Source organism: Chitinophaga sp. 01L420 (genome assembly GCF_056399985.1).
The window spans coordinates 1-21,117 of sequence record NZ_JBFTSK010000033.1 but is presented as its reverse complement, the minus strand read 5'-3'; the positions used below and the strand labels follow the sequence as shown (position 1 = coordinate 21,117).

Here is a 21,117-nt window from a genome sequence, read left to right as displayed (position 1 = left end):
CTTAACGTCTTCTGGATAATTTAATTGTTATGAGAAAATTTTTGTTTCTTTTAGGGCTGGCATTACTGCACATCGGTGGGCATTTATGGGCGCAATCGCCGCAAGAGTATGAGAACGATATCCGTACTATTAAGCAATTCGACAAAATGTATGCACCACCACCACATCCTATCTTGTTTATTGGTAGCTCTTCCATCCGGAAGTGGGATGACCTGGAACGGAATTTCAGCAAGTACGTGGTATTGAACAGAGGCTTTGGTGGCGCCGAAACAAATGATGTGACGTATTATTCCAATGACATCATTTTCCCGTATGCTCCCAGACAGATCGTGATATATGTAGGTGAAAACGATTTACCGTCGGCTAACGTCAATGCAGATACGTTGTTGCAACGATTCAGGGTATTGTATGCCAAAATCAGGAGTGAACTGCCAACCATACCACTGATTTATATTTCTATCAAACCCAGTCCGTCCAGAGCTGCCTTTTTTGAGAAGGCTAAGCAAAGCAATGCCCTGATCAAAAGTTTCCTGGCAAAGGAAAAAAATACCACGTTCATAGACATCTACTCAAAAATGCTGGATAAGAACGGTCTTCCCCGCAAGGAATTATTCCTGGAGGATATGCTGCATATGAATAAGCAAGGGTATGCCATCTGGGAGAAAGTGGTACAGCCGTATCTGTTGCGTAACTAGTTATTTACGTGGCGGGGCTCAAACTCCAAAAGGTTGGGTGAATGGAAAAAAAAGTATCTTGCCGTTTGATTAATACATCTTTTATTACGCATGATACTGGATACACTGCAGAATGCCCATCTTTATTATCGCCTCGGCGTCAAATTTATCAAGGCATTTGAATACCTGGCACAAACGGATCTGGCTACCCTGGAAAAGGGAAAGTATGAAATAGATGGGACCAACATCTTCGCTATTGTAAATGAATATGATACTGTAGACGCGTCTACCGAACAGATGGAGTCGCACAAAAAGTATATTGATATTCAGTATATAGTGTCGGGGTCGGAGCTCATCGGGCATGATTTCCTGCAGGAACAAAAGCCCTCAAAGGCATATGATGAAACGGCCGACTACCAGCTGTTTGCAGAAAATCCCATGTTCTTTTCCCGGCTGGAGAAAGGGATGTTTGCCATCTTCTTTCCTACCGACCTGCACATGCCCAATATTAAGGTGGGTACACCGATGCCGGTGAAGAAAATAGTGATAAAAATAGCAGTTAGCTTATAGTTGCTGGCATTCAGCGTTTCTGAATACCCTTTCTGCAACGCTGAATGCTAACTTCCCTATTCCACTTATGTAATAGCTAATGCCAGATGAACAGTGAGCAACCAAATTTTTTCCGCGGGCAATTTGCTGCCGGAACCCCGGCAGACGAGGCAGGAGTACACGTACTTTTATGGAATCGTGTCCGTGAAAATGGGCAGGAGGCACTGGTAGACCTGTACGAATGCCTGTATTTTAATCTTGTGAGCTATGGTGTTCGCAGCTGCGGAGATACGGAAATTACCAAAGATGCCATCAATGATATGTTCCTCGAGATATGGGATCAGCGGCACAAGCTCCCTGAAGTCAGTAATGTAAAGTCTTACCTGTTTACTTACCTGCGCCGCAAAATATTTGCAGGCATCCGCCAGACTAAAAAATCCAGTGAAGCTGCAGACGCTTATGCCGATATCAGCGAACACCATGAACTTTCCTATGAGGAATGTATTGTAGCCATACAAACTTCTGAAGAAGTAAAACAGAAGATAAAGCGGGCAATGGCCACCCTCACGCCCAGGCAGAAAGAATTAATACAACTCCGCTATTTCGATGGCCTTAGTATGGAAGAAGTCAGTAAACGGGTAGGTATCACCACCAAAACCGCTTACAATACCCTGGGGACCGCCCTTAAAAGCCTGTCGGTGGAACTGATGGTGTTGATATTGATACGGCTTTTGCAGTAAAAAAACTTTTTTAAAAAAAGTTTCCGTTTTCTTGGGAATAAATCCCGGTTTCTTACACTACCTAGTATTAACAGTAACAATGGATCAACAATTTAACGTCGCCGAAGACTTCCTGTTAGATGATTCTTTTTTACGCTACTGTATGGGAGCCAATGAGCACGACATACTGTACTGGGAGAAATGGATCGCCGAAAATCCGGAAAAGCGCACTGCTTTTGACCGGGCCCGAAGGACATTTGATGTTGTTAATGGACAACAGGGCCGGCTGGACGTAGCAGTGAACCGATTCAGGTCCCTGTTACAGGATCATATAGACCAATCCACTACTGTAAATAATAAGGTGCGTCACCTGTACCGCTGGCGCGTAGCCGCGGCCGTACTCCTCCTGGTAGCAGGTGGAGCCGCCTGGTATCAGTTTGGCAACCGGCATACCCCTTCGCCGGCAGCTGCACCATTGGCACAACAGGATATATTACCAGGTGCTCCCAAAGCTAAACTGCTGCTGGGCGATGGCACAGAAGTACAACTGGATGCCATTCAGGGCAACGGGCTGAAAGAAAAAGACGGTACTCAAATTAACAAAGACAATGGGAAAATAGTATATAATGTAGCCGGTAATTCCAGTAATGAAATTATGTTCAATACTTTGTCTACCCCCAGAGGAGGAGAGTTCCAGCTGGTATTACCAGATGGCACCAAAGTATGGCTCAACGCTGCCTCTTCCCTGCGGTTCCCGACAAAGTTTGCAGGTAAAGACAGAACGGTGTACCTCACCGGGGAAGCATATTTTGATGTGGCACAAAACGCTGCGCAACCTTTTCATGTACAGTTGAACAATGGACTGAAAGTAGCTGTACTGGGCACTGCTTTTAATATAATGGCCTACGACGACGAGAATGCAGTGAACACCACACTGGTAACAGGAAAAATTAAAGTAGCACAAACAAATGGCAGCAGTGTGTTGCTGGCCCCTTCCCAACAGGCCGTACTGCCAAAAGGTAGTCAGGAGTTTGAGGTAAGCGAAGCAGACATAGATAAAACGATTGCATGGAAAACAGGTATGTTCGAATTTGACGACGATGATATCACCACGGTTATGAGACAGCTGGCACGCTGGTATGATGTAAATGTAAAATTTAATGGCCCGGTGCCGGATAAGCACTACACCGGTTCTATACGTAAGCAGTCCACGTTATCCCAGGCGTTACACATTTTAAAAACAGCCGGGATACAGTATACAATAGCAGGCAAAGAAATCATCGTTGAAGTAAAATAATAACACCAATCAGTATAAGGATGTAACAACCAGGATCTTCGTATAATGAATGCTTCAGGCAAAAAAAACCGGGAACGCGGCAACGTTCCCGGCTGAAATGTCTGGCGGGCATGTTATGCGCTTAATTTGACGTAAACAGCTTAACGCTCACCAAAAACTTAACAAATCTATGCTATTTAGACATGCTGGCAAATACCCCAACAGTAGGGTATTCGCGCAAATGCTGAAAGTTATGAAACTAGCTGCCTTTTTGCTACTGGTACTGGCTATGCAGGTAAGTGCTACCGGTTACTCGCAAAAATTAACCCTTAACATGCACAATGTGGCATTGTCTAAGGTATTCAGGGAAATCCGGAAACAAACCGGGTATACCTTTTTTTATAATACTGAAATGCTGGAGCAGGCAGATAAAGTATCTGTTGCCGTAGTACAGGCTGACCTGGAATACGTATTGGGCAAATGTTTGCTTAATAAGAAGCTCAATTACAGTATTGTTGATAATACTATTATCCTTTCTGTAAAAACAAAGGAACAAACTGAAGAGGCTCCGCAACCCGTGGCTAACATTTCCGTATTCGGTAAAATCACCGATGCCATTACACAGGAACCGCTGACCGGCGCCTCTATAAAGCTGAAAGGCACCACCAAAGGAGCCAGCTCAGATGCAAAAGGTAATTATACCCTGCAACTACCTGAAAATGGTGGTGTACTGGTCATCTCCTTTATTGGTTATGAAACAGTGGAAAAATCCGTTTCACAGGCCGGTGCACTGGATATTGCCCTGAAACCTAAAGCAGTGCAAACAGAGGAACTGGTAGTAGTAGGTTATGGTACCCAGAAAAGAAAAGACGTAACTGGTGCTGTTTCCTCCGTGAGAGTAGGTAACATCAGTGCAAACGTATCAAAAAATATCAGCTCCGCCATCCAGGGCCGTGTACCCGGTGTATCTGTTGAATCTTCCAGTGGCGCACCTGGTGCAGGTATGATCATTACCATCCGTGGTATGAGCACCCTCGGTAACAATGCCCCGTTGTATATTGTAGATGGTGTATTTGTAAATAATATTGATGGTGTAAGCCCCAATGATGTGGAATCCATTGAAATATTGAAAGATGCAGCTACTGCCAGTATTTATGGTTCCCGCGCCGCTAACGGCGTAGTCCTCGTTACCACGAAAGGTGGCCGCAAAGAATCCGTGCCCAAACTGGAAGTAGACACCTGGTTTGGTGTACAATCTGTGCCTAAAAGAATGAGCTTACTCAACGGGGAACAATGGACCAAACTGATGAGCGCCAATATCACCGGCATTCCCGCTTACGACAGCAAAAGTGCTAACTCCAACTGGCAGGATGCTATTTTCAGACAAGCTTTTTTAACCCGCACCAACGTAAATTTCAGCGGCGGATCCCAGAACTTTACCTATAACTTATCCGGTGGTTACCTGAAGGAAGATGGTACCATCATTAATACGAACTATTCTGCCGCTAATTTCAGGGTGAAAACAGAGTATAATAAAGGAAGATTGCGTGTTGGTGAAACAGTTATCATCAAAAGAGGAGCTACCCGCAACAACCCTGGTGGTGGAGATGCGGTGCACAGCATTGTGGGCAGTGCCCTGATGATGCCTGCTACCGTTCCCATTTACGATGCTGCAAATACGCTGGGTGGTTACGGCAAAAGGCCAACTTTTATGAAGAACCTGTCGAATCCTGTTGCCCGCCTGGAAAGTATAGACAATACTTCCAAAGACCTTTCCTTGCTGGCGAATGCTTTTGTAGAAGTAAAGCTGATAGAAGGACTTAAATATAAGTTCAATGTAGGGCTTACCGAAGCTCAAAGCAACTCCCGTACTTATACAGGCGCATTTGACGATGGTAACTCCGCTAATCCATTACCGGATCTGTCACAATCTACCAGTACCAATAACTCCTGGTTGGTGGAAAATACCCTTAACTATACGAAGAAACTGGGTAAACACAACATCGATGCATTGATCGGTTATACTGCGCAGAAGAACATATCAACAGGCTTCAGCGCGTCCCGTGATGATTTGCCAATAGGTACTTCCGTACTGGGCGCAGGTTTGGCTACCTCCCAGAGAAATGATGGTTCTTCCAGTACCAGCAGTATGGTTTCCCGCTTTGCTCGTATCATGTATTCCTATGATTCCAGGTACCTGTTTTCTGCTTCTGTAAGACGAGATGGTTCTTCCCGTTTTGCAACAGATTACCAATATGGTTCTTTCCCATCTTTCTCTGCCGGATGGAATATACACAATGAGCATTTCTTCTCTGGTATCACTCCTGTTGTAAATACCTTAAAACTCCGTGGTAGCTGGGGCGTACTGGGTAACCAGGAAATCGGTAACTACTTAACACAAAACAGCATTACCAGTGGTCTTAACTATGTACAGGGTGGTGTATTGTGGCCAGGGGCTACTGCCAGCGGCTATGCTTCTCCGATAGATTTGTCATGGGAAGAAACCAAGATTACCAACGTCGGCGTAGACGCGGGCTTCCTGGATAATAAATTGTTCGTCATTTTCGACGTGTTCAATAAGAAAACCAGCGGTGTTTTGCTAAATGTGCCTTTCCCGCTTTCAGTGGGTAAAACGGGTTCCCCTACACTTAATGCCGGCGTCATCGAGAATAAAGGATACGAAGTATCTCTGGAATACACTGATAAAAAAGGAGAATTGAACTATCGCCTCGGATTCAATTTCGCACATACTTCCAATGAAATGACGGCGATCAACATAGGCTCCGGCAGGCAGGAATTTGGTGGTATTTCAAGAGCAAAAGTAGGCTATCCTATTGGTGCTTTCTTCCTTATTCAAACAGACGGCATCTTTAATTCCAAAGAAGAAGTAGCAGCACACAGTAAAAATGGTGTACTGATTCAGCCTAACGCGCAGCCTGGTGATATCCGTTACATAGACTATAACAACGATGGTATTATCGATAACCAGGATGAACAGAATTTAGGTAGCCCGTTCCCTAAACTGAACCTGGGTTTATCTGCTAATCTCTCCTGGAGAGGTTTTGATATGAGCCTCTTCCTGGAAGCAGTTACCGGCAATAAAATTTATAATGCAAGGAGAAAGTGGATGGATAAAATGAACGAAGTCACGAATTTCTCTACAGATGTGCTGAATGCATGGACGCCTGAAAATCATTCCAACTTCCCACGTTTCACGTTATCTGATCCTAATAATAACAATCGCGAAAATAGTGGCAGATGGCTGGAAGATGGTTCCTACCTGCGTTTCAAGCGTTTGGAATTTGGATATACTATGCCTAAAGGTTTGACAGGTAGATGGGGTATCGACAAAGTAAGACTCTTTGCTTCCGGAGAGAACCTGTTCACTATCACAAAATATAAAGGCTACAATCCGGATATCGGTGGTGGTGCATTGGCAAGAGGTATGGACAATTCATGGGATGTATATCCGTTGTCCCGCACTGTTTTGTTAGGTCTGAATCTTACATTTTAATCGCTTAATTGCATTGCAACATGAAGAAAACATTTAAATATATAAGTGCACTCACGCTGGTACTGGCAGCAGTTGCTGGTTGTAACGAGAAAGAATTTCTGAAGCAAACCGATCCCAATAAAATTACGGATGCAACTTTCTGGAAAGATGAGTCCAGCGTAAGTGCTGCCCTGGGCGCTACTTACAGCCCGTTGCGCTCTTCACTATACGGGTACTGGGGTTCCTTCCAGGGCATCCAGGATGTTAATGCGCTGGGAGATGACGTATTTACGCTGCCCGGAGAAGAACCAGGTACCTGGGGGGTAGCTACCTTCTCCAACGATGAAAATAACGGTGATCTGAGCGGTATCTTCAGCAACATCTATCAGTGTATACATCGCGCCAACCTCCTGTTGTCGAAGATAGGGACTGTGAATATGAGTCAGGAGAAGAAAAACCTTTACGTGGCAGAAGCTAAATTTCTGCGTGGCTTATCTTATTATATCCTGGCTTCCAACTGGGGCGGGGTGCCGTTGAGAACCACACCGCTGGAAACGACCGATGGTTATGCTACTCCCTGCAGTACGAAGGAGGAAGTATGGCAACAGGTAGTGGCTGATCTGACAGATGCAAAGGCCGGGCTCCCGGAAAAACGTGATCCCAAAGAACTGGGCAGGGTAACCAGTGGCGCCGCCATTGCTTACCTGGGTAAAGCATATATGTTTATGGAAGATTATGCAAAAGCAGAGACTACTTTCGACCTGCTTTTCAAACCTCCCTATGCTTATGCACTCGTGGACAATTACGAAGATAATTTTACCGACAAAAATGAGAATAATACGGAATCGGTGTTTGAATGGACGTTTGCTCCCATAGGTGATCAGTACGGTGCCTGGAGTACAGAATCGCCTAATTCGCCGATGTACAACTACCTGCCGCAGTTCATCGGGCCCCCGGCTGGTGGCGGATGGTTTAAATATGTACCTTCCAATTACCTGGTAAAGGAATTTGTGAAAGAAAAACGCCCTGTGGGTGCTGATACCAAATTTGATAAAAGAATGTATGCTTCCCTGATGTGGAAACATTCCACACTGGGTGAAGCGGATGTGACCTGGTATGATGGACGGACCTTTGACCAACTCTGGATGTCTGCACTCTCCAAAACGGTGCGCCTGTATCCGGATACACCACTGGATACCACTACCAACGGTCGTTTCCTGATTAAGAAAGGTACCAGCGCATGGCGTAGTGTAGCAAACGCCGATAACTACTGGGGACCTACGCCTTCTACTGCTAACTACCGCGTGGTACGTTTTGCGGAAATACTGTTATTGCGTGCCGAAGCAGCAGCTCAAAACGGTAATAATGGCAAAGCCATCGACGACATCAGCAAAATCAGGGCAAGAGCCGGCCTTGCAGTTAAAACAGCAGCAGAGCTGCCTGGTAAACCGGAAATCCTCGCGGAAATTGATCATCAGAAACTACTGGAATTGTTTTTTGAACAAAACCGTGTTTATGATATCAGAAGATGGAATAAAAGCGCGCCCCAACTGGCAGCTTTGCTGACAGCGCATCAGAAACAAGGCGCCAACGTTTTCCAGGCGAAACACTTTGTTTTTCCAATACCAGCAGGTGAATTGAAGTCTAATCCCAAAGCAACGCAGAACGCGCTTTGGAAGTAAGATCCTGCGGATTTTGTCTTTAGCAGGATTATACTGATTATACTGATTTTTTAGCTTAAATAACTGACTATCCTTTCTTAGAAGACCCTATTTTATAAATATCACAATGCTAAAACAAATCATCAAAATCAGTATAATCAGCATAATCCTGGTAAAGACAATCGCCGAAGGCGATCTCCTTCGCTAAACACTACAAATGAAAAAACATTACCTCGTTTTACTCGCTTTCCTGATAGCATGCGCTGCCTGCCATCATCCGGATAAAAAAGCATCCTTGCCTTACTGGCTGCAGGACGCTTTTAGTCTGGATAGTATGCAGCCGGAAAAAATACCTGCCCGTTTTAAAGAAGGGTATATACTACTCAGTCAGCGCGATGAACCAGGTGTTTTATACCTGTTGAATGCCCGGGGTAGCGTGGTGTGGTATCACCAGGTAAAAGGGACCGGTTTTAAAACGGCGCACTTTACCACACACCAGACATTACTCTGCATTCTTGGCAACAAAGAATATGCGACCAGTTATGGCAACCAGATCATGGAGCTATCCTTCAACGGCGACACCCTGCTCAACCTGCAGAAAGGCCAGGCAGATTTTATTGCCAATGTACACCATGAAGTACTGCTCAATCCGGACAATAATATTGTGCTGTTAAATACGGTAGAACGGATGGTTGATCTTTCGTCACGGGGAGGCGGCCCGCGTGATACCGTACGTAGTGACGGGATCCTGGTGCTGGACCGCAAAGGACATAAGCTATGGGAGTGGACCGTGTTTGATGCCTTGGAACCAGCTGCCGATAAGGATATCATGAGTAATCGCCTGGACTGGATGCATGCCAATAGTCTGAGTTATGATAAAGACGGTAATTACCTGATTTCTTTTTATAACAACGGACAGATCTGGAAACTGGATGCCCGCAGCGGCAAAGTCATCTGGAAATTCGGACGAAACGGGGATTTCAGCTTCCCGGATTCCGCTGCATTTGATATGGGGCATGCAGTGCATATGAATGCTGAAAACGACCTGATGCTATTTGACAATGGGGTATCCCGTCAACAGTCGCAAACACTGGCCTTTCATCTGAACGAGGGCGCTAAAACAGCCACCGTCACCCTTCGTTCCCCCATACCTGCTTACCTGTTCAACGACAGAATGGGCAGCGCTTACCTGGTAGACCATAACAGCATATTGCAATGTTGTTCCAAAAGGAATACCGTATTGCTCACAGACCGGCAAGGGACGCCACTGTGGCGCCTGCGCTGTAATTTTATTCCCTACCGCGCGGAATTTATTTCCCCGGAGCAGTTGCCTTCTTTTATTGTTAATTAATTTTCAGGAAGATAAATACCTCTGCAGTTATGAAGAAAATACAGAGACTTGTTACCGGCGGTTTCGTCATGGCCACTGCTGCTATTGTTTTTTATTCCTGCCAGTCGAATGTAAAGAGCGCAGAAAAAGAGGAGAAAAAGGAGCCCGCAGTAACCGAGGCATTACTCCAGGTAGATTCCGCCGCTATTCCCAACGATAAATACGGCGAGGCAGTCAGATACGGTCAGGAACTGATGTATAATACCGCCTACTATATAGGCCCTGAAGGTATTAACGGCAAATACCTGGGCAATAAAATGAATTGTACCAATTGTCATCAGCAGGGAGGTACCAAGCCATTTTCTTTCAACCTCATGTTATCCCATGAGCATTATCCCCAGTACCGCGCCAGAGAAGGGCATGTATTGACGCTGGCAGAAAGGGTCAACAACTGCGTTACCCGTCCGCACAATGGTCGCCCGCTGCCACTGGACAGCAAAGAGATGGTCGCTTTCCTGTCTTATTTCAGGTGGATTAATAGCTTTGTACCCAAAGACAAGCCCTCCAAAGGCGTCAAAAACCTGGAGGTCACCCTGCCGGATGTAGCCGCCAGCCCGGAACGTGGCGAAAAATTATACGTACAACATTGCGCCCGCTGCCATGGCGCTGAAGGAGAGGGGCAGCTGCGTAATGATAAAGTTACTTATACTTATCCACCACTATGGGGCCAGTATGGCTATCAGCCAGGGTCCAGCATGCATCGGGTAATTAAGCAGGCACAGTGGCTAAAAGCCAATATGCCTTACGATAAGGCTACCTGGGATAAACCGTTCCTCTCTGATGCCGAAGCCATGGATATTGCCGCTTTTGTAAATGACGACAGCAGGCATCACCGTCCGGATGTAAAGAACTTCGACTACCCGCATATAGAAGAGAAGGCAATCGACTATGATAAAGGACCTTTTGCAGACACCTTTTCTACAGCCCAGCATAAGTATGGACCTTATCTGCCGGTGATAGATTATTGGAAAGGCAAAGGCTGGAAACCTTCTTACTGATTTGTGCTATTAGAAACAGAACATATTTCCTAGATTTAGGGATGCGTTCTGTTTTACTTACTTTATTACTGATGCATGTCTTTGGCAGCATCATGGCACAGCCACTACGTGTAGCCGTAGCCGGTGTATCTCACGGGCATGCTGCTTTTATATTGGGCCGGCCCGACAAAGGTGATATTCAGATTGTCGGCATCTACGAGCCGGACATCGCATTGGCGAAGCTCCGGGCTAAACAATACCATCTTCCCGAAAATTTATTCTATACCCGTCTTGATCAAATGCTGGATGCGGTAAAGCCCGCAGCAGTGCTGGCTTTTGGCGCTATTAAAGCACACCGGGAAGTGGTGGAAGCTGCCGCCCCCCGGCATATTCATGTGATGGTGGAAAAGCCCCTGGCCACTACCGTAACAGATGCCCTGTGGATGGACTCACTGGCACGCCGGTATCATATCCAGTTACTCACCGACTATGAAACCAGCTGGTATCCTTCCGTAGCTAAAACGTTTCAACTGTTGAACGACAGCAGTTTTGCAGGGCAGGTAAGAAAAGTAACCATTAATGATGGGCACCAGGGACCCAAAGAAATTGGCTGTGGTCCTGAATTTCTGCAGTGGCTCACAGATCCTGTATTGAACGGTGGTGGTGCACTGATGGATTTCGGCTGCTATGGCGCCAACCTGATGACCCACCTCATGAAAAATCGTTTGCCCGTATCCGTTACAGCAGTCGCCCGCCACTATAAACCACTGGTATATCCCAAAGTGGAAGATGATGCCACCATCCTGATAGATTACGGTGATGCGCAATGTACCATACAAGCCTCCTGGAACTGGACTTTCAGCCGTAAAGACATGGAAATATATGGCGATAAAGGATACCTGATAGCTGCTGATAAAAATACCCTGGTACAACGCAACAATGAACGCACACCTGCTATCACCAGGCATATAACGGCTACGGATATACCGGTATATGAAGATCCTTTCCGCTACCTCATCGATGTATTGAACGGCAGTATTAAAATGCCGGATCACGGTTTGTATGCACCTGCCAATAATGTGATCGTGGTACGTATCCTCACCGCAGCGAGGGAATCAGTACGTACTGGTAAAACGGTTAAATTCTGATTCATGGGTCCCTGGTTAGATATTTGTGCGCAATGTGGTGCCCGCCATCACCGCAAGGTTTCAGACATGCTGCTGCCGGAAGTGGTATGCGACAGTTGTGGGACTGTAAAAATTAATGCGCTGGAAACAATCGCGAAAACAACACAACTGCTGGCCAGGAATAACTGGTACGCCGGATTCGTGGATCTCCTTTTTTTTATAGAGGAACGACTGGGAATTGAGTATGAAGATGCTGATTTTCCTCACCCGTTTGTAATGGCAAAACAGTTGGTGACCATCACTGTATCAAGATGTGGGACCGCTGTTACCCCAACGGAAATTTTGCAGCTGATAGAAGAATTCGCCGGGATAGTCATCAGTGATCCCGACGCGCCACTGGAGCTATAATGCAATACTATCCGGGAAGCCTTCTCCCCGAATAGTACCCCTTTATCAATACCCGCTAATCGCTTTTTTATACCTGATCTGTGCCATCAGGTAATCGTATTGCGTTTTAATATATTGCTGTTCCACGGAGCTGATAGATCTTTCCGTTTCGAGTAAGTTGTTATAAGCAAAACTTCCCAGTGCAAATTCCTTTTGCTGTTGCTGATAAATTTTTTCAGAGAGATCATAATTCCTGCGGGTAGTCTGCATGTTCAACAATGCGTTGTTCAGTTCTGTGGACGCCTGTTGTATATCGAACAATACATCGGCGGTTTGCTGTTGCAACTGAGCAGTGGCCTGTTGTGTTTTAAGTTGATAATTCCGGATGTTATGCTGGTTTTTAATATTACCGGAGATAGGAATACTTATTTTCATGCCGGCATAGCTGAATGGACTCCACCATTCATGTTGGGTATAGTTGAAGTCGTTGTATAAATATTGCTGGGAATAGTTGGCCATGACCGATATGGATGGGATTGCAAATTGCCGGGCTTTGCGCAGCTGCAGTTGAATATCCTGTTGTTCCAGCTGCAGTTGTTTGATCTCGGTTCTGTTCAGATAGTTGTCATTTCCCGGTACGGCCGGCGTTTCATTGATACCTAGTGTATCCGTTAACGTTAGCGAGTCCGTAACAGGAATATTTACCTGGTATTTCAATCCGTTCATGGCGAGTGCATAATTCTGGGTGGCGCTCACCGTGGTGATTTTTGCATTTTCATAGTCCAGCTGGGCGCGGAGGTAATCTGTTTCAATGAGGGCGCCCTGGTGATATTTGCCGGCAGCCAGCGTATAATACTCGCGGAAGCGTTGTTCATCCTGGCTGGCAATATGTTGTTGCAACCCTTTCAGTAATACATTATAATAGGCGGTGGCAATCTGGATTTTGATATTGATTTCATCCGACCTGTTTTTTTCTTTTTGCAGGGCCAGATTATTTCTTGCAATTTTTATGTCGGTGTTAAGCGTGGGTTGTAATATTGGTTGCTGCAGCTCAATACCCAGTATGGTCGCGTTTTTAGCGCCGAGTGCCAGCAGCTCCGCTTTATCTAATCCTCCGAAACCGGGTGGAATAAAAGTGGCCTGCAGCTGGGTATTGTACCGGATATTTCCATCTGCGCCGATATCCGGCAACCATTCTTTTTTGCTTTTCTGCAAGGCATTATCTGCGAGGGTGATATTGTATTTGTTGGCCTGCATATCGTAACGATTGGCCAAACCCATATTGTTGGCTTGTTGCAGACTTACGTTGACAGGGCCGCCTGTTTGTGCACCGGCATTGAATGCAATGCCTGAAAGTATCATGAGAAAAAAATGTTTCATTGATTTGTATTTGTAAGTGGTGTCTGAATCCACCAGGTTAATGCGCATCTGTCACCGCGACAGGGACATTTGATTTTTTATACCGGATCATCAGGATAAGGGGGACCGCCAGCAACATAATCAATGCCACCACCATAAATCCATGATTGTAACTGACGAGCAGCTGTTGTTTGTTTAAAGTGGCATCCGTGAGCTGCCAGGCCAGTTGTGTTGACTCATCGGGTCCGTAGCCCTGGCTAGCCATGCTTTGGGTAAGACCACTGACATAGTCGGCGCTTATCGGGTTGTATGGATTGATGGCCGGGATCATATTGTTTCGCACAAATGCATTTTCATGACTGAGATAGATGTTCAGCAATGCTACGCCCAGCGCACCTCCCAGCTGCCGTAACATATTGGATAAACCAATCGCCTGTGCCAGGTCTTTACCATTAAGACCGGCGGTGGCGAGTCCCATTACGGGCATCACCATCATGACGGCGCCTACGCCGCGTATCATAAATGGCCAGAAGAAATTGCCGCTATTGGAATCAGGCGAAGAAAATGACAGCATGACCAGGTAGATGCAGGTACATGCTAATCCTATCAGGATAATGATTTTAGGGTTTATACCTTTTTCCATAGTTTTCTTTGCAATGATCATCCCGACAACGGTAACCAGCATACCCGGAATCATGAAGGCGCCGGTTTGTGTAGCCGTCCAGCCCAGTGATACCTGTACAAAGAGGGGGAAAATAAAGAGGGTGCCGGTCATGATGATACCTACAATCAGGTTCATGGTACTGCCCATGGCCAGGTTGAAATTCCGGTACAGACGAAGATTTACTGCAGGGTAATCGATGCGTAGTTCCCGGATTACAAAGGCCACCAGGCCAATAATGGAAAGGATAAAAAAGAAGGTGATTTCGTTACTTGAAAACCAGTCGGCGGTGGTGCCTTCTTCCAGGATATACTGGAGGGAGCCGATGCCGATGGTCAGGAAGAGGATCCCCCATACATCTATTCTGGGTTTGGTAATGCCGGGAAGGTCCTGCACAAATTTCCAGGAAAGGCTGGCCGCCAGGATACCAATAGGCACGTTCAGGAAAAAGATCCAGTGCCAGGAAAAGTTATCGGTGATGTAGCCGCCAAGGATGGGACCAAAAGAGGGGCCGAGGATGACGCCCAATCCGAAGATCACGAGGCCGGTAGTTCTTTCCTCTGGTGGAAAGGCGTCCATGATAATACTTTGGGAGGTAGATAATATACCACCGCCGCCAATACCCTGTATGAAGCGCCAGAAGACCAGCATCCAAAGATTGCCGGAGCAGCCGCACATAAAGGAGGAAAAGGTAAAGAGGGCTACAGAGGAGGTGAAGTATAATTTTCTGCCAAACAAGTTAGACAACATACCGGAGAGCGGAATCACGATAACGTTGGCAATACTATAGGCCGTAATGACCCAGGCTATTTCGGTAGTGGTAGCACCGATGTTGCCACTGATTTCGCGCAGGGATACATTGACCACGGTGGTATCAATCAGTTCGAGTACGGCACAGGAAATTGCGGTGATCAGCAATATCCATCTGGCGGAGCCGGTAGGATAAGTGATAGGAGGTAGTGCAGTAGTAGTCATGTTATTGGATATTAATCTTCACGAAGGCACTCAGGCCGGGAAAAAGGGAACTGCTTTTATCCTGTGTAAAGCGGTCAATGGCGATGCGGATGGGGAAACGCTGGGTGATCTTAATGAAGTTGCCCGTAGCATTGTCTGCAGGCAGCAGCGAAAATTTAGCGCCGGTAGCGCCGCTGAAAGAGGCAACGTGGCCACGGAGCGGAGCATCAGGATAGGCATCCAGCGTTATTTCTACCGGCTGACCGGTTTTGATTTTATGAAGTTCTGTTTCCTTGAAATTAGCCGTCACCCATAAATGCTGGTTATCTATCATCGCGCAGAGTGTTTGTCCGATGCTGATGTATTGTCCTTCTTTGATAGCGCGTTTCGTTACAAAACCATCAAAAGGAGCGGTTACATAGGCGTGGCTGAGTTCTTCCTGCGCGAGTTTCAGTTCAGCCTGTCGTTGTTTCACCAGTGCCTGGGTAGCGGATATTTGCTGATGTTCTGCTTTGGCCTGGGTTTGCAAACCAATAGAGGTGGTCATGGTGCTTTGTTCCCTGTTTATCGCTTTTTCATAATCTGCTTTTGCCAGCAGGAGTGTGGTTTTAGCGGCTTCGTGTTGTTCCTGTGTGGTGGCTTTGATGTTAAGCAATTGGAGGGATCTGTCCAGGTCCCTGTTGGCTTTTTCAAGATTGGCGGCAGCGGCGGCAATTGTTTGTTTGTCGGAGGCTGCATTTTGCAGGGAGGCGTTGGCATTTTGGCTACTAGCCAGCGCTTTCAGGTCTGAGGCGCTGAGGTTTTGTTCTGCATTTTCCAGCAGTGCCAGCGCTTGTTGTACTTTGGCTTGCAGGGCTACCGTATTCAGTAGCACCAGGGTATCACCCTTTTTCACTGGTTGATTATCAGTAAAGTGAATGGCATCTATATAGGCGGCTACGCTGGAACGGATGGTCACAATGTCACCGTCCAGTTGTGCATTGTCTGTGGAGGTAAAGGACCTGGATTTTATCAGGAAATAAATACCTGTACCTGCTGCAACCACGGCTATCAGGGAAATGATCAGCAGTCTTAATGGCTTCTTCTTCATGTGAATAGTTTGATCGTTAATTATAAAACCGAACGATTGGTTTGTTTTGTAAATGAAAAAATGATGATTGTAGAAGATGACTGGTATGGGATAGTGTTTTCATTCATACTATCATCTTCGGAACCCGGACATTCATTGCTGTTGGACAACAATTTGTAGGCACACGGATATCCGTACGGAAATAGTTCCGACCAGTCGGTATGTTTTTGAGTTTAAAAAAATAGAATCRTTATCGATTCCGTTGCAGAGGAAGAGGAGGTGTTTGTTTCCATCTTCCGTTACCGTTGTACTTTCCGCACCTGGTGTCTTTTGTAATTATGCTTTTATGGCGTTAAACAATCCATCCCAAAGAGGCTGTATTTCTTTGGCTACTTTATGCATTGAATCAGATACGATGGCGTTAATCCCAATACCATCACCGGTATAAATAAACAGTCTGGCAATTTGAATGTCTGTCATGGCAGACTTGATTTCTCCTTTTTTTCTGGATGTCTTTACGATATCGGTCCATGCCCGTAGTTCTTCTTTTTGCCGCTCCAGGTGTTCTGCTCTGAAATTTGGTAGGATTTTCAGTGCATCGAAAATGAGCATATAGTGATTCGTCGTAAAATCAGCTCCTATCATATATTTGGCCGTCTTCATCTGCTGCTCAATATGCGCGATATATTCATTATAAAAATCGCGCAGTGAGTCTTTCGGAAAAGAAGCGTATTTCACGGTCACTATATCTCCATAAAAATAGTTAATGACTTCTTCAAACACCTGTTCCTTGCTGCTGAAATAGTGATAGAATGCACCTTTCGACAACCCTGTTTCCGTTACTATCTCTTTCATCGTCACTTCTTTAAAGCTTTTCTGTAAAAAGAGTTTTAAAGAAGCAGTGAGAATAAGTTCTTTTGAATCATTCATAAAAAAACCGACCATTTGGTATGTAAAAGTAGCACTTTTTTTATTTCCGCCAAATTTATTTGCTGCTTACCGCAGGGGATGATGGGAGGTATTGCTGCCGTGAATGGTTATCAACAGCAGACCAGATGCGGATAAATAACCCTCACATTTCGCGGAGAACACTGGCATTTTCTATTATATTGCAGCCTAAATTTTTACCGCCCATGAAATCCGTTGTTAATTATTTCAACCTGATAGGAGAATTTACGAACCCTGCTACCTTTATATGGGGCGCAATTCTCACTGGACTGCTAGCTTTTATTGTTGCTCTGGTATTGATTATTTTGTTACGTAAACACATCCTGATTGACCGTTCCCATAAAGTACTCCGGTTCATCGCCTATACTTATTTTATCCTGTTGCCGCTGCTGGCAGGATTTTTTGGTTTTAAGTGGGGCTTCTTTAACAGTGTGCGAAAAGACATTAAAACGCATGCGGGCGTATATGCGAAGCATGTACCTTCTGTTTTTGATGAACAGGCTAACAGCGCAATACATAACCTGTTCGGTGCAAAGGAGGGGGGCGCTTCTTCCATTGCCGGTCTGACCTCCAACCAGCTGATAGATACGGTAGGAGTAGTGATATATGACGTATATGGCAAAACCCTGGAACAACGCGCCTCTCTGGATGGCGTACAAGGCAAGCTGGCGGCTTTCATGCTTCGTACCACCAAAGGAGCGGGTATTGCTTTCGTCATCAAAAAATATATCAGGAAATTATTGACGGAAAAGCTGGGACTTCATGAAGAGGTGAGCGCTGACCTGATGCAAACAGAAATCGCTTCCATCATAAATGGTGGGCTGTTTGTAAACATTGCCCTGATACAGGTAGATCATTTTCTCAAAGGCCTGCAAAAAGGCGTATTAATTACCTTTCTGCTCATTTTTGCTATCCCCTGTATCGAAATAGGCGTGGCCCATTACCTGCATCGTAAGCGTATTAAGGCAGTCCGGCAACCGGTAACTGCCTGATAAAATGGATGATATCTTAGTCGTTTTAACCGGCTAAGATATCATCCATTTTGTTTAGATAATATTTACCTGCCATATGAAAGGAAATGCCATTCAATTATATCTGTTTTAAATCCGGTTTTTTATCCGGCTGCGATCTTTTTAGCCATAAGAAATCGTAACTTAACTATAAGTAAACAGGATAGGCGTTAACGTTATTTCATGTCATATGAAAACAGGTACTATGAGATTTAGCTGTTTCAATATCATTGTCCTCCCCATCATCATTGTGTTATCCGCTGTCAGTGCTCAAGCTCAGCAGCCCGCCTCATTCAACAACACTTATCAGCTGTTAAGCCGGTTTATGGATACGGCACTCATCCCCATGAAAACCGGAGGTACCAGTCTTGCTTTTTCCTTAAAGGCCGAAATTGATCATGGTGAAATTACGAAGCTGGATTGTTCCACTAATGTGGCCGGAGATCTGAAACCACGCTTCTTTCGTTTGCAAGAGCTGGATATACGCTGGAATAAGTTTACAGGAAAGAGTGGGAAATATTATGTGATCATTCCCGTGTATTTTATAGTAGAACATGCTTCCGGGAAAATACAACTGAATTCAAAAACAGAATTTACCAACGGATTTTATTTCGATGACGGAGATCTGTTTGATAACAAGCCACTGAATAATTTCTTCTTCTTAAAACCTATCTACCTGCAACGCTACTTCTGATGCCGGCTTCGCATGTTGCAGTCTGTATTGCGAAGGCGTGACCCCTTCAAATCGTTTGAAAAATTTGGTGAAATTAGAATTGTCGAAAGTTAGTTTGTCGGCGATATCTGTAATTGTGAGCGTTGAATGCTGCAGCATCTTCCGGGCTTCGTCCATCAATCTCTTCTCAAAAAAATAACAGGGTGCATGACTGGTATRCAGCTTAATGGTATTACTCAGATGCACCGGGTGAATGAACATTTGACTGGCAAAGTCTTTAATATGATACATCTGATCAATGCTGCCATCCATGATCTGATCAATATGTTTGTTGACAGCTTCAATAAATGTAGCGGTAATTTCTGCTTTCCTGGATTGATATTTCTGAGGAAGTGCGGGCATGACTAAAAAGATAAGTAATAAAGGTACTAAATAAAAAAGCATCTATTTATCATGTTATAAAGGTCTTGTTGATTTTAACAATTCGAAAAGGTTACCTTTTCCTGCTTCGGCGTATAAAGTTTAAATTCTCCTGTTATGCGCCCTTCACTTTACTATTTAATGATCCCGGTATTAGGCATGTGTGCCTGTAGTGCCCACCATATGTCTCCGGAAGAAAAAGCCTACGCAGCTACTGCTGATTCCACCACTTTTTCCAATGACATCACCAGTATTAATTCCCCATCCAGAAAAAGAGTAAAGTCGGCAGATGCGCGATGCCGTGTCCCCAGCGTGTTTGAAGCCACATCAAAATTGGAGCGGCTGGTTACGAGCTTAGGTGGCGTAGTGGTGGAAAGTAGTTTGCAAAATGAGTCGGTGCAGCAATACCAGTTGCCTTACAGTACAGACTCTATTAAAAGTATTCAGCTGTATACACCCACCGCTAATCTTACTTTAAAAGTACCGGTAGAACGCCTGGACTCTGTAGACCAGTCACTCACTGCCATCGCCAGTTTCATAGAACATCGTGTCATCAAAGACCAGGACATGACGTTGAAATACATGGCCAACGCAATGAAGAATGAGCAACATGAAGTGAAAACGGCAAAAGAGGAAAAAGCCGCTGAAAGACGCGAGAAAATCGCTGCGAAACCTGCGCCATCCGCTACTGTAAATGTAAATACAACGGTGTCGCCTGCGAGCGAAGAAGCATCCCAGAATGCAGTCGCTTACCAGGATCAGAAAGATGATGCAGTAATAGATCGCAGAATAAATAACCTTGCGATTTTAGATGATGTAGCTTATTCTACGCTCACGATACAATTATATCAGCCACAGGTGACAGACGTACAGATCGTGCTAAACCCCGCACAGATCAGTCGTGCAGGGTTTGGTACAGAGTTGCTGACGGCGGTTAAAAATGGTGCAGAAGTACTCCGCAACATCCTCCTGTTTTTTGTGCAGATATGGCCTTTCCTGCTGGCCTTTTTGTTAGGCTGGATCGGCTACCGGAAGTTAATCCTGCGTAGAAGTTAAGAAAGATTCCAATACTGCATTAAACTCCGCCGGTAGTTCCATCATAGGAGCATGCCCGCATTTGGAAAGCATTACCAGTGCGGCGTTCGGCAGATAGCGCTTGAATTCCAGGGCCACGTCCGGCGGAGTAATTTTATCTTCTTCTCCCCATATCAGTAAGACAGATGTGGTGATATCCGGTAGAATAGCTGCTACATAATTACGCTGTGCCGACTTGGCCATTTTTATAATGTGAAAACATTTGCGGGCATCGGTGGTAGTGGCAAATACTTCGGCTACCAGTGCATCCGTAGCGGTAGCGGGATCGTAGAAAGTATAGGCAACGCGCTCTTTTATATAAGCGTAATTACTTCGCTTAGGATAACTACCCATACTGGTATTTTCATAGAGCCCGGAACTGCCGGTAAGAATTAATCTGGCTACTTTTTCCGGATACCGGTGTGTGTATAGGATGGCTACATGGCCTCCCAGCGAATTACCCACCAGGATTACGTTTTCCAGTTGAGCAGATTGAATATAACCAGCCAGGAACTTAACCAGGTAATCCAGGTTATCATCTCCATGCTGATCATAAATAGGCAATGGCGGAATGTGAATATCGAAGCGTGATTCAAAGTGTGTAACAACGCCCTCCCAGTTACTTAATCCGCCAAAAAGCCCATGCAATAAAATCATGCTTTGTTTCATCGTGTTTTTGATACAAAGCTATTGCAC

At 45.3% G+C, this 21,117-nt stretch carries 19 protein-coding genes; 13 read left to right on the top strand and 6 right to left on the bottom strand.

The window, feature by feature from the left end; translation table 11 throughout:
- The first annotated feature begins 29 nt into the window (after positions 1-29).
- The 10 genes from AC1DP6_RS25510 (at position 30) to AC1DP6_RS25465 (ending at position 12,274) form a co-directional block, all read left to right on the top strand.
- A complete protein-coding gene (locus AC1DP6_RS25510; RefSeq protein ID WP_477057372.1) occupies positions 30-695 on the top strand; it encodes a GDSL-type esterase/lipase family protein in 666 nt (221 codons plus the stop codon).
- A 90-nt stretch (positions 696-785) separates the two neighbouring features.
- The gene (locus tag AC1DP6_RS25505; protein ID WP_477057371.1) at positions 786-1,244 is read left to right on the top strand and encodes a NanQ anomerase/TabA/YiaL family protein; all 459 of its coding nucleotides are present in this window, start codon (positions 786-788) and stop codon (positions 1,242-1,244) included.
- Between the two features lie 86 nt (positions 1,245-1,330).
- The gene (locus AC1DP6_RS25500; RefSeq protein ID WP_477057370.1) at positions 1,331-1,963 is read left to right on the top strand and encodes an RNA polymerase sigma factor; all 633 of its coding nucleotides are present in this window, start codon (positions 1,331-1,333) and stop codon (positions 1,961-1,963) included.
- 79 nt (positions 1,964-2,042) lie between these two features.
- Complete coding sequence (locus AC1DP6_RS25495) at positions 2,043-3,239, top strand: FecR family protein (RefSeq protein WP_477057369.1); 1,197 nt, start codon at positions 2,043-2,045, stop codon at positions 3,237-3,239.
- A gap of 232 nt (positions 3,240-3,471) precedes the next feature.
- Complete coding sequence (locus tag AC1DP6_RS25490) at positions 3,472-6,732, top strand: TonB-dependent receptor (RefSeq protein ID WP_477057368.1); 3,261 nt, start codon at positions 3,472-3,474, stop codon at positions 6,730-6,732.
- Between the two features lie 20 nt (positions 6,733-6,752).
- The gene (locus AC1DP6_RS25485) at positions 6,753-8,393 is read left to right on the top strand and encodes a RagB/SusD family nutrient uptake outer membrane protein (protein WP_477057367.1); all 1,641 of its coding nucleotides are present in this window, start codon (positions 6,753-6,755) and stop codon (positions 8,391-8,393) included.
- Between the two features lie 196 nt (positions 8,394-8,589).
- Positions 8,590-9,723 carry an aryl-sulfate sulfotransferase gene (locus AC1DP6_RS25480; RefSeq protein WP_477057366.1) on the top strand — a complete coding sequence of 378 codons (1,134 nt, stop codon included), beginning with the start codon at positions 8,590-8,592 and terminating at the stop codon, positions 9,721-9,723.
- Positions 9,724-9,752: 29 nt separating this feature from the next.
- Complete coding sequence (locus AC1DP6_RS25475) at positions 9,753-10,760, top strand: c-type cytochrome (RefSeq protein WP_477057365.1); 1,008 nt, start codon at positions 9,753-9,755, stop codon at positions 10,758-10,760.
- A 41-nt stretch (positions 10,761-10,801) separates the two neighbouring features.
- A complete protein-coding gene (locus tag AC1DP6_RS25470) occupies positions 10,802-11,887 on the top strand; it encodes a Gfo/Idh/MocA family protein (protein WP_477057364.1) in 1,086 nt (361 codons plus the stop codon).
- 3 nt (positions 11,888-11,890) lie between these two features.
- Positions 11,891-12,274, top strand: a complete 384-nt coding sequence (locus tag AC1DP6_RS25465; protein WP_477057363.1) for a hypothetical protein — start codon at positions 11,891-11,893, stop codon at positions 12,272-12,274.
- A gap of 45 nt (positions 12,275-12,319) precedes the next feature.
- On the opposite strand, the gene AC1DP6_RS25460 is transcribed toward AC1DP6_RS25465, so the two are convergent.
- The 4 genes from AC1DP6_RS25460 to AC1DP6_RS25445 form a co-directional block, all read right to left on the bottom strand.
- A complete protein-coding gene (locus tag AC1DP6_RS25460; RefSeq protein ID WP_477057362.1) occupies positions 12,320-13,633 on the bottom strand; it encodes a TolC family protein in 1,314 nt (437 codons plus the stop codon).
- Positions 13,634-13,670: 37 nt separating this feature from the next.
- Positions 13,671-15,248: a DHA2 family efflux MFS transporter permease subunit gene (locus AC1DP6_RS25455; protein WP_477057361.1), complete on the bottom strand. Its 1,578-nt coding sequence runs from the start codon at positions 15,246-15,248 to the stop codon at positions 13,671-13,673.
- Between the two features lies 1 nt (position 15,249).
- Positions 15,250-16,317, bottom strand: coding sequence for an HlyD family secretion protein (locus AC1DP6_RS25450; RefSeq protein WP_477057360.1), 1,068 nt, complete (start codon positions 16,315-16,317; stop codon positions 15,250-15,252).
- A 315-nt stretch (positions 16,318-16,632) separates the two neighbouring features.
- Positions 16,633-17,226, bottom strand: coding sequence for a TetR/AcrR family transcriptional regulator (locus AC1DP6_RS25445; protein ID WP_477057359.1), 594 nt, complete (start codon positions 17,224-17,226; stop codon positions 16,633-16,635).
- Positions 17,227-17,429: 203 nt separating this feature from the next.
- Between AC1DP6_RS25445 and AC1DP6_RS25440 the strand changes: the two genes are divergently transcribed.
- Positions 17,430-18,236, top strand: a complete 807-nt coding sequence (locus AC1DP6_RS25440) for a hypothetical protein (protein WP_477057358.1) — start codon at positions 17,430-17,432, stop codon at positions 18,234-18,236.
- Between the two features lie 223 nt (positions 18,237-18,459).
- Positions 18,460-18,948, top strand: a complete 489-nt coding sequence (locus tag AC1DP6_RS25435) for a hypothetical protein (protein WP_477024230.1) — start codon at positions 18,460-18,462, stop codon at positions 18,946-18,948.
- On the opposite strand, the gene AC1DP6_RS25430 is transcribed toward AC1DP6_RS25435, so the two are convergent.
- Entirely contained in the window at positions 18,916-19,329 is a 414-nt protein-coding gene (locus AC1DP6_RS25430) for a helix-turn-helix domain-containing protein (protein ID WP_477057357.1), read from the bottom strand. The genes AC1DP6_RS25435 and AC1DP6_RS25430 overlap by 33 nt on opposite strands.
- A gap of 135 nt (positions 19,330-19,464) precedes the next feature.
- Between AC1DP6_RS25430 and AC1DP6_RS25425 the strand changes: the two genes are divergently transcribed.
- On the top strand, positions 19,465-20,403 hold the full coding sequence (locus AC1DP6_RS25425; RefSeq protein ID WP_477057356.1) for a DUF4349 domain-containing protein: 939 nt from the start codon (positions 19,465-19,467) through the stop codon (positions 20,401-20,403).
- Here AC1DP6_RS25425 and AC1DP6_RS25420 read toward each other — a convergent pair.
- Positions 20,383-21,090, bottom strand: a complete 708-nt coding sequence (locus tag AC1DP6_RS25420) for an alpha/beta fold hydrolase (protein WP_477057355.1) — start codon at positions 21,088-21,090, stop codon at positions 20,383-20,385. The genes AC1DP6_RS25425 and AC1DP6_RS25420 overlap by 21 nt on opposite strands.
- Positions 21,091-21,117 lie beyond the last annotated feature (27 nt).

Bases quoted from the DNA above. Each gene is read 5' to 3' on its own strand.
- AC1DP6_RS25510 (WP_477057372.1), top strand. From the start codon at position 30: ATGAGAAAATTTTTGTTTCTTTTAGGGCTGGCATTACTGCACATCGGT.
- AC1DP6_RS25505 (WP_477057371.1), top strand. From the start codon at position 786: ATGATACTGGATACACTGCAGAATGCCCATCTTTATTATCGCCTCGGC.
- AC1DP6_RS25500 (WP_477057370.1), top strand. From the start codon at position 1,331: ATGAACAGTGAGCAACCAAATTTTTTCCGCGGGCAATTTGCTGCCGGA.
- AC1DP6_RS25495 (WP_477057369.1), top strand. From the start codon at position 2,043: ATGGATCAACAATTTAACGTCGCCGAAGACTTCCTGTTAGATGATTCT.
- AC1DP6_RS25490 (WP_477057368.1), top strand. From the start codon at position 3,472: ATGAAACTAGCTGCCTTTTTGCTACTGGTACTGGCTATGCAGGTAAGT.
- AC1DP6_RS25485 (WP_477057367.1), top strand. From the start codon at position 6,753: ATGAAGAAAACATTTAAATATATAAGTGCACTCACGCTGGTACTGGCA.
- AC1DP6_RS25480 (WP_477057366.1), top strand. From the start codon at position 8,590: ATGAAAAAACATTACCTCGTTTTACTCGCTTTCCTGATAGCATGCGCT.
- AC1DP6_RS25475 (WP_477057365.1), top strand. From the start codon at position 9,753: ATGAAGAAAATACAGAGACTTGTTACCGGCGGTTTCGTCATGGCCACT.
- AC1DP6_RS25470 (WP_477057364.1), top strand. From the start codon at position 10,802: ATGCGTTCTGTTTTACTTACTTTATTACTGATGCATGTCTTTGGCAGC.
- AC1DP6_RS25465 (WP_477057363.1), top strand. From the start codon at position 11,891: ATGGGTCCCTGGTTAGATATTTGTGCGCAATGTGGTGCCCGCCATCAC.
- AC1DP6_RS25460 (WP_477057362.1), bottom strand. From the start codon at position 13,633: ATGAAACATTTTTTTCTCATGATACTTTCAGGCATTGCATTCAATGCC.
- AC1DP6_RS25455 (WP_477057361.1), bottom strand. From the start codon at position 15,248: ATGACTACTACTGCACTACCTCCTATCACTTATCCTACCGGCTCCGCC.
- AC1DP6_RS25450 (WP_477057360.1), bottom strand. From the start codon at position 16,317: ATGAAGAAGAAGCCATTAAGACTGCTGATCATTTCCCTGATAGCCGTG.
- AC1DP6_RS25445 (WP_477057359.1), bottom strand. From the start codon at position 17,226: ATGAATGATTCAAAAGAACTTATTCTCACTGCTTCTTTAAAACTCTTT.
- AC1DP6_RS25440 (WP_477057358.1), top strand. From the start codon at position 17,430: ATGAAATCCGTTGTTAATTATTTCAACCTGATAGGAGAATTTACGAAC.
- AC1DP6_RS25435 (WP_477024230.1), top strand. From the start codon at position 18,460: ATGAGATTTAGCTGTTTCAATATCATTGTCCTCCCCATCATCATTGTG.
- AC1DP6_RS25425 (WP_477057356.1), top strand. From the start codon at position 19,465: ATGCGCCCTTCACTTTACTATTTAATGATCCCGGTATTAGGCATGTGT.
- AC1DP6_RS25420 (WP_477057355.1), bottom strand. From the start codon at position 21,090: ATGAAACAAAGCATGATTTTATTGCATGGGCTTTTTGGCGGATTAAGT.